Genomic DNA, 10,648 nt, shown 5'->3' on the forward strand with positions numbered 1-10,648 from the left:
GCGGGTGTCCTACGGAGCGGACAGCAAGGCGACGTAGCCGGACAGGGCTGCCGCCGTGCCGGACAGCGGGAAACGGGCGCCGAGGTACCCGTCCGGGCGTACGAGGAATCCGGTCGGGCCGTCGGCGCCGTACATCCGGGCGAACTCCCCGGCGGCGTCCCGGTATCCGGGGACGGGGGCGGGCAGGTCGGCGGACGCGTCGAGTGCGGCCTCACGGGCGAGGACGACCACGGTGCGCGGGCCGGTGGCGCCGTCCGCGGAGCCACCCTCCGCACCGCTCTCCTCGGCGACCTCGGCCAGCGCCGGGCCCACGGCCCGGGCCTGCCCGGCGGCCTCGGCCAGGGCCGCGCCGTCGTCCCCGTACAGGAGCACCACGTGGCCGGCCCGGCCGCGCAGGACGTCGAGCAGCCGTGCGGGGTAGGCGGCGAGGGGCAGGGTCAACCCGCTGCAGTCCGGGGCCCGTTCGCCGGGCTGCGGTGCGTCCGCCGGGCCGAAGGGGCTGCCGGCGAGCGGGCCGTCGGGGTAGCCGACGAGCAGTTGTGCCTCGCGCAGCAGCACGGTGCGCAGGTCGTCCGGCTCCTTGCCGATGCCCTGGGTCGCGTGGCGCACGGTCCGGCCGACGACCTCCTCGCCGACGGGGCGGCGCTCGGCGTCGTAGCTCGCCAGCAGCTGGGGGCCGCCCGCTCCCCGGAGCGCGAGTGCGAGCTTCCAGGCCAGGTTGCAGGCGTCCTGGATCCCGGTGTTCATGCCCTGGGCGCCGGTGGGCGGGTGGATGTGGGCGGCGTCGCCCGCGACGAAGACGCGCCCGTCGCCGTACCGGTCGACGATGCGGTGGCTGATGCGGAACACGGAGGACCAGCGCATCCCGGAGACCGTGGCCGGGGCCGGGGCGAGCCGGTCGACGACGGCCTGGATGTGGGAGAGCTCGGGAACCCGGCCCCCCTCCAGCCCGTGCAGCACGCCGTCACCCGCTCCGGGGCCCCCGGCCGAGCCCGCTGCCGGTCCGCCGGCCGGCCGTGCGGAGAGTTCGGGCGGGACCAGCATCGACATGCGGTAGCGGCCCCGGCCGGGGAGCGGGATGCAGACCAGCACGTCGTCGGTGGCCCCGTCGACGCCCTGGTGCATGGACCGCAGGCCGTACCCCTCGGGCAGGTCCCAGTCGCTCACGACGTCGGCCAGCATGTACTCCTCGGCGAAGGCCCCGCCCTCGTAGGAGAGTCCCAGCCCCTTGCGCACGGTGCTGTGCGCTCCGTCGCAGCCGATGAGGTAGCGGGTGCGCAGCTCCTCCTCGCCGCCGGACGCGGTGCGCAGGAGGCTGGTGACGCCCCCGGCGGACCCGTCACCGTCACCGCCGCCGTCCTGGGTGAACGACAGCAGTTCGGTGCCGCGTTCGATGACGGTGCCCAGCGCCGCGAGGTGCTCCTCGAGGATCCGCTCGGTCTCGTACTGCGGCAACGCGGCGAACCGGTACGGCACTTCGGGAGGCAGCATGAGCTCGATCCGGGCCTGTTCGGTGCCGTTGACGTAGATCAGCTGACCGCGCAGGGGCACGGCGGCCTCGATGACGGTGCGGGCCAGGCCCATCCGGTCCCAGATCTCCAGCGTGCGCGGCTGGATGCCGACCGCCTTCGCGTACGGCAGCCGGGCCGGCAACCGGTCGACGAGGCGACAGCTCACGCCGTGCCGGCGCAGTTCCGCCGCCGCGCTGAGGCCGACCGGACCGGCGCCCACGACCAGTACGTCCGTCGTCGGGGCGTGCGCCCTGCTCGCCATGGGGGTCCTCCCGATCGCCCTGCCCCGAACCGGTTCCCTGCCTCCATGCTGACCCGGTGCGGCGCGGACGGCCAGACGAACCGGTCAGCCCTCCTTGGCGTGCGCGCCCGGGGTGTGCCCGAAGGCACGCCGGAACACGTCGATGAACGCGCTCGCCGAGGACCAGCCGCAGCGGTGCGCGACCGCGGTCACGGGGGTGTCCACCGCCAGCAGCCGCAGTGCGTGGTGCAGCCGCAGCTGGGTCCGCCACTGGGGGAAGGTCATGCCCAGCTCGGCGCGGAACAGTCGGCTCAGGGTCCGCTCCCCCGCCCCGGCCCCGGCCTGCGCGGAGAGTTCCGCCAGTCCGCGCGCATCGGCGGGGTCCGCGTACAGCAGGGCGCACACCGCGGCCAGCCGGGGGTCGGAGGGAGCGGGCAGGTGCAGCGGCTGCAGCGGCGAGGCCCGCAGCTGGTCGAGCAGCACCGCCAGCATCCGGCGCCGCTCGGCGCTGCCGTCCTGCGGGGCCCGGGTGTAGGCCAGGATCAGCTCGCGCAGCAGGGGGCCGACGGCGAGCACGGCCGGGGCGGTGAGCGAGAGCGGGTTGAGGTGCGTGGGCAGACCCACGCAGTGCAGGTCGACGCGGCCGAAGGCCCGGTGCTCGTGCACGGTCCCGGCGGGGATCCACAGGGCGCGGGTGGTGGGCGCCACCCAGGTACCGGCGTCGGTGGTGACGGACAGCACCCCGGACCCGGCGTAACAGATCTGGTGGTCGTCGTGGCGGTGCGGATCGATGCCGTGGTGGGTGTCGAGCTCGCGGATGCTCGTCGCTGCGCGCGGGGTGTGGCGGATTTCCTGCATCACCCGGCAATTTATCGGAAGCGGGACGCCCCCGGCGAGAGCGATTCTCGACCGGTGACCTCCAAGAGCCCGCCCCGAAGCCAGAACCCCACCCACCCCAAGCCCTCCGCCTCCGCCCCGGCCCGGCTCCGTACGGCCGCCTTCTCCGCGGGCCACTCCTGCGTGGACGTCTACCAGGGCGCCGTCGCCGCGCTCGTACCCTTCCTCGTCTCCGAGCGCTCGTACGGCTACGCCGCCGCGTCCGGGATCGTGCTGGCCGCCTCGCTGCTCTCCTCCGTGGTGCAGCCGCTGTTCGGTGCGCTCACCGACCGGTGGCCGATGCCCTGGCTGATCCCGCTGGCCACGGCCGCCGCGGGGCTGGGCGTGGCCCTGGTCGGACTCGACGCGGGGTACGCGGCCACCCTCGCCGCCGTCGCCCTGTCCGGGCTGGGCGTCGCCGCGTACCACCCGGCGGCGGCCCGGCTGGTCCGTACGGCGGGAGGCCCCGGGCACGGCGCGATGAGCTGGTTCGCGCTCGGCGGCAACATCGGCTTCGCGTGTGCCCCGTTGCTGGTGGTCGGCGCGCTGGCGCTGCCGGGGCCGGCGGGGTGGTGGCTGCTGGCCGCCCCGGCGGCGCTGGGCGTGTTCCTCAACCGGCCGCCGTCCGCGAAGCGTTCGGCCGCGGACCGCGCGGCCGCAGATCCGGCTCCGGCCGCGTCCCGGCGCCCCCACGACGACTGGCGGGCCTTCCTGCGGCTCTCCCTGGTGGTCGTCGTGCGCTCGGTCGTCTTCACCGGCCTGAGCACCTTCATCGCGCTGTACGTCCGCGAGCGCGGCGGCGGCGAAACCGCGGGCGCCGTCGCCCTGTTCGCCCTCTTCGCCGGGAGCGCCGGCGGCACCCTCCTCGGCGGCCGGCTGGCCACCCGCTGGGGCCGCGTCACCACCGTCCACCGCGCCTACGCGGCCGTGGTGCCGGCCGTCGCGGGCATCCTCTTCCTGCCGCTGCCGCTGGTGTACGTCTGCTCGGCGCTGGCCGCCACCGCGCTGTACGTGCCGTTCTCCCTCCAGGTCACCCTGGGCCAGGACTACCTGCCGACCCGCATGGGCACGGCGAGCGGGGTCACCCTGGGCCTGACCGTCAGCGTGGGCGGTCTCGCGAGCCCCCTGATCGGCGCGGCGGCCGACGCGGCCTCCCTGCGGACGGCCCTGCTCCCGCTGGCCGTGCTCCCGCTGCTGGCCTGGGCCCTGGCCCGGCGCCTGCCGGAGCCCGCGGAACCGGAGCCCGCGGAGCCGGATCTCACTGCGGCCCGGGGCTGACGGCGCCCTCCCGGGGGCTGGAGCGGTGGACCCGCCAGGCGGCCAGGGCCTGCGGGCGGGTGCCCTCGGGGTGGCGGGTGTGCCAGTCCCGGAGGAACCGGTTCAGCTCGAACTGGGCCCCGATCTCCCGGGGTTGGGCCGCCAGCGCCCGGGTGGCGTGCCAGTGGGCGACCGCCTCGGCGAGGGTGCGTCCCGCGCCCTGGGCGACGTAATCCCGCATGAAGGCGTCGAAGTGGAAGCCCGGCCCGATCTCCCGGACGAAGTACTCCCGCAGCACCTGGCTGCACCGCTGCCCCGGCGGGATCACGCTGGCCCCGTCCACGGGCGCGGCCAGCTGCCGGCCCGCACCGCGGGCGGGCCGGGAGCCGGCCGGGTCCGGGGCCGGGGCCGGAAGCCCGTCCAGCGCGGCGGCGATCCGCGCCGTGACCGCGGCCTTCCCGCCTCCGGCGGGAAGGCCCATCCGGCGCGCCAGCGCGGTGAGTTCGGCCAGCGTCCAGTACCAGCGGGCCAGCTCCGCCCCGCTCAGCCCGGGACTCGGCGCGGGCCGCACTTCACCTTCATTCGTACGCACGTTCCCATCCTAGACGCCTCACCGCCTCGGCCCGCCCGCGGTCAACGGACCCCGGCGTTGCGACGTTCACGGCCGCGCAGGACGTCGAGGGCGAAGAACCTCGTGACCGCCCCGCCCAGCCCGTCGGGTCCGGAGAACCCGCGGCGGGCCATTTCGACGTCCGGTGACGTGCCGCGCCCCTGCCAGTGGCGCAGGAAGAGCTTCGCGCACATCGGCGGCGGCGGGACCACCAGCCTGGGCCTGGTCTCCTCCGCGGCCTCGTCGGCCCGGACGACGAGGGCGCACCACTCCTCCCAGTGCTCGGATTCCCGCAGGCGCGCCAGCACCGCCGGCCGCCAGTCCACCGACTGCCATACGGGCCACACCCGCACCATGAGGAGCCGGATCAGGTCGGCGACGGGGAGCCCGTCCCGTTCCTCTTCCGTGAACCAGCGGGCGAGGGAGTCCGGCAGCTGCGACCGGCCGTCGAGCCCGATCTTGGCCCGTGCGTACCCTTCGAGCGTCATGCCCCGGGCGCCCGCGAGCTCCTCCAACAGGCCGGTCAGCACGTCCTCGTGCAGCGCGGGGTAGCCCTCGTCGAACAGCCGGGCGGCGTCCAGTACGTCGAGGTCCGACATCCACCGGCCGGGAGCGTACTCACGGCGGGTCCGGCGGACCAGGGACTGGGTCCGGCTGATGCCGGTGAAGGGCACCTCCGGCGCGACCGGACCGGGGGTCACCGCGCCCCGGCTCGCGATCGCGCGCAGCGCCGCCATCGCGTCGAGGCGTTTGAGGTCCCACACGCCCGAGGCGATCATCTCCTCCAGCGTCCCCAGGGATTCGTGGTCCTCCTCGTCCAGCGCCCGCTCGATGTCCTTCCAGCCGCGGTGGGTGAAGGGCAGCGCCGCGGCCGCCGCCACGATGCGCCGTCCGGCGTCGGGCGCGATCAGCTCGGTCTCGGCGCCCTCCTTGCAGCCGTAGCGGAGGTTCACCAGGGCCACGGTCTGCGCCGGGTACCCCATCTCGGCCGGGCCGTGCAGGACCCCCACCTCGTCGTCCCCGTCGATCTCGCCGGAGGCGTACATGGTGAAGACGGTGCCGAGGCCCCGCATGCCGCACGGGGCGAGTTCCGCGGCCCGCAGCGCGCCCATGCTCGCGGCGCCGATCACCTCCGCGCCCTCGGTGAGCACCTGGAGGATCTCCTTGTGGCCGACGGAGCGCCGTTCCCGGAAGTAGCCGTCGACGACCACGACCACGTCTCCCGGGTGCCACTGGTCGGCGAGGAGGTCGCCCCGGCCCGCGGGCGGGCGCACCTGGGCCTCCGGGAGCACCGCGTGGACGTCGGCGGCCGAGAGGGTCGGCCCCGCGTAGACGATCACCCTGGACCCGTTCACGCCGGACCCACCCATGCTGCGCTCATTCACGCCGTGCTCATTCACGCTGTGCCCACTCACGCTGTGCCCACTCAACTACAACACCTCCGGGCATACGCGGCTCCCCGGAGCCACGACCTTGACGACCGGGACCCCGATCTCCTCGCGCGTCAGGTCGACGAGGAGGGGCGGATGGGAGAAGGCGGCGGCCGCCCTGTGCACCACGTGCGCGAGGGCGCCGGCCAGACTGTCGTGCGGGACGGGATCCTCCACGAGGCCCTTGATGTCGGCGGCCGCCGGGCCGGACCGCGCGCTCCGCAGCCGGCCGGCGTCCACGTGGCCGAAGTCGTCCCGGAGGTCGTCCCGGGCCCCCGAGATGTACGCGAGCCTGGCCTGTGCCGCTTCGGAGACGGCGCGGGTGAGGGCGATCTCCGGGCTGAGGTGGCAGCCGAAGCCGAACATCGGCGCCGGGTACTCCTCGCTCGCCACCCAGGACAGGAAGCACGGCAGGCCGGTGGGCGACGGAACGAGGCGGACCTCCAGGGTGACGTCGGCCCGCTCGATCAGCGTGCACAGCTCGTCGGCGACCGGCGACCCGAGGGAGCGCGGGTCGACGCGTACGCCCATCTCCCCGCCCCCGGTGACCGCGGCCGTCATCGCGTCGCGCTCGATGACCTCGCACAGCGCGTGCAGAGCGGCTTCGATGCGGGTGTTCCCGCTGGCCAGGCCGTTCGTCGACTCGAAGAACACCGGCGGGTTCCAGTCGGTGTGCTCCTCCAGCGTCAGCCGGACCACGTTCACGGGAACGAGGGTGCGCGCTCCGTCGACCAGGGATCGGGCCGCCACCCAGTCCAGCGGCAGCCCGTCGTGCAGCAGGCTCGGCGCGGAGGGCGCCAATGCGCCCACCTCGTAGCCCAGTTGTGTACGGAGCTTGCGGGGCGTGGCGGTCAGCGCGGGCAGGGCCGGCTGTTCCACGTGCCAGGTCTCGACCGATTCCATCACCGCCGAGAGCCTGGCCAGTTCGGGTGTCATCCCCTTGCCCTGGGAGACGGCGAGCGTTCTGGAGAGCGGCCGGATCGCCTGGAAGGTCGGGATGCCGATGGAGTCGAGACGGGTGATGTCGGCGACCCGGGTGACGCCCACCTTGGCGGCAGCCCGGGTCGCCATCTCCCAGGTGGCCTTGGGCGGTTGGGCCCGGTCGGTGCCGGGGAGGCGGTGTACGGAGCGGTCGTGCGGCGTGGCGAGCCAGGCCAGGGGCGCATCGCCCGTCTGCACGGAGTCGCCCCTCTGCACGGTGTCACCCGTCTGCACGGTGTCGTCGGTCTGCACGGTGGGGAGCTCCTGCGGGTCAGAGGTTCCGGGTGCGCCGCAACAGCGCCCGGCCGGCGACGAAGTTGGCGACGATCGCGACGACGGCGAGCACCACCAGGGAGGGCCAGGCCTTGCCCAGGCCGAAGATCGCGGCGTCGCGCATCCCGGTGACGGCGTACGACACCGGGTTCACGGTCGAGATCCACCGCAGCACGGTGGGAAGCTGCTGGGAGGTGGACAGCGACGGCGCGGCGAAGACGAGGACGGGCACCGACACGCTGGTGAGCACCATGAAGGTGCGGTAGTCGCTGATGAGGACGGCCGCCGCGAGGTACAGCCCGTTGAACGCCACCGACGAGAGCACCAGGGCCAGCAGCAGCCAGATCCAGTGGGACGCGTGGAACGGGTAGTCGAAGATGATCGCGGCGACGGCCAGGGCCAGCAGGCTCTGGGCCAGCACGAGCGAGACCCCGGCCAGCAGCTTGCCGGCCAGGAAGCGCGAGCGGCGCAGCGGCCAGCTCCAGAGCTGGGTCGACACCCCGCTCATCTCCTCCTGGAACATCGCCATGCCCGTCGTGCCGGAGGCGCTGACCACCGACATGGCCAGCACCATGGGGAGGAGGAAGACGGCGAAGGGGAGGGTCTCGCCGCGGTAGGTGATGTTCCCGACGACGTTGCCCAGCGAGGTGTTCACCAGGAGCAGGTACACGAGCATGGGGGTCAGGCCGAGGATCAGGTTGACCCTGTTGCGGGCGAGGAGCGCGTACTCGCGGTAGAACACGGCGGTGAAGTCCGCCGGCTTGCCCGACGCGACCGGTGCGGTGGTCTTGAATCCCAGGTCGGCCACGGTGTCAGCCCTCGTTCCCGGTCATGCGCAGGAAGACCTGCTCCAGCGAGTCGGTGACGGTGGAGATTCCGGAGATCGCGACCCCGGAGTCGTGGCAGTGCCGGGACAGTTGCGGCAGCACGTCCCGGACCTGCGCGTTCTCGATGCGCACCTCGGCGTCCTGGACCGTCGCGGCCAGTCCGGCCGTGGCCGCCCACTCCTTGACGACCTTGGCGCCGACCACGTCGTCGACGCTGACGAGCAGGTGCGCTCCGCCGAACTCCTCGACGAGCTCGCTCGGTTGGGCGAAGCGAACCACCTTGCCCTGGTTGATGACCAGGACCCGCTGGGCGTTGCGCTCCAGTTCCTGGATGATGTGGCTGGTCCAGATCACGGTCATGCCGTACTCCTCGCGCAGCCACCGGACGAAGCGCTCGATCTGGTGCCGGCCGGCCACGTCCAGCCCGGCCGAGGGCTCGTCGAGGATGAGGAGTTCGGGGATGGTCAGCAGGGCCCGTACGAGCTGCAGCCGCTGACGCTGTCCGCCGGAGAGCTGGAAGACGAGCCGGGACAGGTGGTCGGCCAGGCCGAGGTACTCGGCCACCTCCATCGCCCAGGGGCGGGTGGTGCGCCAGGACAGGCCCTTGAAGCGGGTGGCGATCAGCAGGTTGTCCAGGGCCGAGAGCATCTCGTCGTAGGGGGCGGACTGGTGCATCGCGCCGATGCCGGTCTTGGCGGCGACCGGGTCGCGGGCCGGGTCCACGCCGAACACCCGGATCCGCCCGGTGGTGGGCGGGGTGACGCCGCAGATCATCTTCATCAGGGTGGTCTTTCCGGCACCGTTGGGTCCCAGCAGCCCGATGGTCTCGCCTTTGGCTATGTCGAATGAGATTCGGTCGACTGCCGGCGTCTCTTTCCCGCGATAACGCTTGGTCAGTTCCTCGGCGTTCACCACACCATTCGCCACGGTCCGCCCTCCACAATGTGATCGATGTTTCTCTTGGTGTTTCTCCGGTTCGGTGTTCTCCGGCTCGGCCGGTCGAGTTGCTGCGGCTGGACGTTACGCCCGCGGGACGGCACGGAAGCGACCCCAGTGCCCAAGCTGCCTGGGAACTGCCTCCGTTCTGCCGCCTCCCGTGCCGTTCCCGTTGGCTAGCATGCGCAGATGAGCCGTTCAGGACAGGCGGAATACCGTGACGGCCAATCCGTTGTGGTTCTGGTGAATTGCGCGGGCGGTCGTGAATTGGAGGTCGTTCGCGATGCTTTGACGGGTCCTCTGGAAACTCCGGCGATACTGATCCGGCAGGAAGAACTCATGTCGACGCCCCTGGCTCTGGACGTGGACTCCGGCCTGCTGGAGGTGGCCGGGCGCCGGGTCAGACCGGCCGTGGTGTGGGTACGGCACGGTTCGGCCTGCGCACTGATGGCGCAGACGAAGCCCGCCGGTTCGATGAATCCGCTGCGGGCCGAGTCCTGGTCCGGGTTCCTCCGGCAGGTGGCAGCCACGGCGGACGCCGCACTGCCCGGCGGCACGGTCGTCGGGCCGGGCCAGCTGGCGCAGGCGCGCCGGCTGGGCGTGCGCACGCCCCGTACGGTCGTCACCAACGACGTGCCGGCGGGGGCGCGCGCGGTGGGGGCGCCGACCCTCGTGGTCAAGACTCCGGACTTCCGGCTGTTCGAGCCGGACCGGCGCAACTGGAAGGCCGTCCTGCCCTCGGTCGTGGGCCGGGAGGCGGTGGAACAGGGCCCCGGACCGGCCCCGGGCGTCGCGGGAGAGCGCCCGGTCGTGGTCCAGGAGTACGTGCCGCACGCGCGCGAGCTGCGCGTCTATCACCTCGACGGCGGGATCTGCGCCTTCGAGGTCCACAAGCCCGGTCCGTCGAGCCCCATGACGGATCCCGACAGCGTCACCGTGACGCGCGTCGACTGCCCGCCCCCGGCGGCCGAGGCGGTGCGCACCCTGTGCACCGCCTGGAACCTGCGCTACGGGGCGTTCGACCTGCTCGTGTCCGACACCGGGGAGGCGGTGTTCCTGGAGGCCAACCCGGACGGGGACTGGCTCTGGTTCGAACGCAAGGCGCGCTGGCACGGCGTCTCGTTCATGGCCGCCGTCATGGTCCGCGCGTTGTTCGTACGCAGTACGTCCTGAGGGAGAGCGTCGTGAGGCGTCGTGAGGAGAGCGTCGTGAGGAGAGCGTCGTGGAGCTCTCGCCGGTGACGGCGATACGGGGTACGGCGATACGGGGTGCCGAGATCTCCAGCCGGGGCCTGGTGCTCGTGGCCCTGGTGGCGCGGGGTCATACGACCGACCGCGTGGCCCGTGCGCTGCGCCTGAGCAGGCACACGGTGGGCGAGGAGATCAGTGTCCTGCTCGACAGGTTCAACTGCAGGAACAGAGCTGAGCTGGTGGCCTACTGCTACGTCCACCGGCTCCTGCCGATCGATGTCTGGCCGCCGCCGTGCGGCCCCGTGAAAGGGGTGGGTGACGTGTTCGACCCTCTGACCGCTCTGCGCGAGGCCGGGCTTCCGGTCGACCAGTTGAGCTCCGCGCAGCGCGAGGTGCTGGCGGGCCTGACCGAGGAGGAGACGTCGGTCGTCGTATCGGTGCAGCTGCGGCTGGTCGAGGCGGATTCCGGTGCGGATGCCGAGGTGTGGGCGCACGACCTGAAGCTGCTCTGAGCGC

At 73.1% G+C, this 10,648-nt stretch carries 10 protein-coding genes; 3 read left to right on the plus strand and 7 right to left on the minus strand.

The window, feature by feature from the left end; genetic code table 11:
* Positions 1-9 precede the first annotated feature (9 nt).
* A complete protein-coding gene (locus OG898_RS33350; RefSeq protein WP_250741947.1) occupies positions 10-1,773 on the minus strand; it encodes an FAD-dependent monooxygenase in 1,764 nt (587 codons plus the stop codon).
* Between the two features lie 84 nt (positions 1,774-1,857).
* On the minus strand, positions 1,858-2,610 hold the full coding sequence (locus OG898_RS33355; protein ID WP_266962024.1) for a helix-turn-helix transcriptional regulator: 753 nt from the start codon (positions 2,608-2,610) through the stop codon (positions 1,858-1,860).
* A gap of 162 nt (positions 2,611-2,772) precedes the next feature.
* On the opposite strand from OG898_RS33355, the gene OG898_RS33360 reads away from it, so the two are divergent.
* Complete coding sequence (locus OG898_RS33360; protein WP_266962704.1) at positions 2,773-3,906, plus strand: MFS transporter; 1,134 nt, start codon at positions 2,773-2,775, stop codon at positions 3,904-3,906.
* Here the strand turns inward: OG898_RS33360 and OG898_RS33365 are convergent.
* From OG898_RS33365 to OG898_RS33385, 5 genes are read right to left on the minus strand one after another with little or no spacing between them, the layout of a single operon-like run.
* The gene (locus tag OG898_RS33365) at positions 3,887-4,477 is read right to left on the minus strand and encodes a DUF6434 domain-containing protein (RefSeq protein WP_250741949.1); all 591 of its coding nucleotides are present in this window, start codon (positions 4,475-4,477) and stop codon (positions 3,887-3,889) included. The genes OG898_RS33360 and OG898_RS33365 overlap by 20 nt on opposite strands.
* Before the next feature lie 41 nt (positions 4,478-4,518).
* Positions 4,519-5,880 carry a TfuA domain-containing protein gene (locus OG898_RS33370; protein ID WP_266962026.1) on the minus strand — a complete coding sequence of 454 codons (1,362 nt, stop codon included), beginning with the start codon at positions 5,878-5,880 and terminating at the stop codon, positions 4,519-4,521.
* Between the two features lie 45 nt (positions 5,881-5,925).
* The gene (locus OG898_RS33375; protein ID WP_250741951.1) at positions 5,926-7,158 is read right to left on the minus strand and encodes a YcaO-like family protein; all 1,233 of its coding nucleotides are present in this window, start codon (positions 7,156-7,158) and stop codon (positions 5,926-5,928) included.
* Between the two features lie 19 nt (positions 7,159-7,177).
* On the minus strand, positions 7,178-7,987 hold the full coding sequence (locus OG898_RS33380; protein ID WP_266962028.1) for an ABC transporter permease: 810 nt from the start codon (positions 7,985-7,987) through the stop codon (positions 7,178-7,180).
* A gap of 4 nt (positions 7,988-7,991) precedes the next feature.
* A complete protein-coding gene (locus OG898_RS33385) occupies positions 7,992-8,933 on the minus strand; it encodes an ABC transporter ATP-binding protein (RefSeq protein ID WP_266962030.1) in 942 nt (313 codons plus the stop codon).
* A 348-nt stretch (positions 8,934-9,281) separates the two neighbouring features.
* Between OG898_RS33385 and OG898_RS33390 the strand changes: the two genes are divergently transcribed.
* Both OG898_RS33390 and OG898_RS33395 read left to right on the plus strand, forming a co-directional pair.
* Positions 9,282-10,115, plus strand: a complete 834-nt coding sequence (locus OG898_RS33390) for a hypothetical protein (RefSeq protein WP_266962032.1) — start codon at positions 9,282-9,284, stop codon at positions 10,113-10,115.
* Positions 10,116-10,164: 49 nt separating this feature from the next.
* Positions 10,165-10,644 (plus strand): aroma-sacti cluster domain-containing protein, encoded by a 480-nt coding sequence (locus OG898_RS33395; RefSeq protein ID WP_250741955.1) that lies wholly within the window; start codon positions 10,165-10,167, stop codon positions 10,642-10,644.
* The last annotated feature ends 4 nt before the right edge of the window (positions 10,645-10,648 follow it).

This window comes from Streptomyces sp. NBC_00193, assembly GCF_026342735.1.
Lineage (GTDB): Bacteria > Actinomycetota > Actinomycetes > Streptomycetales > Streptomycetaceae > Streptomyces > Streptomyces stoeckheimensis.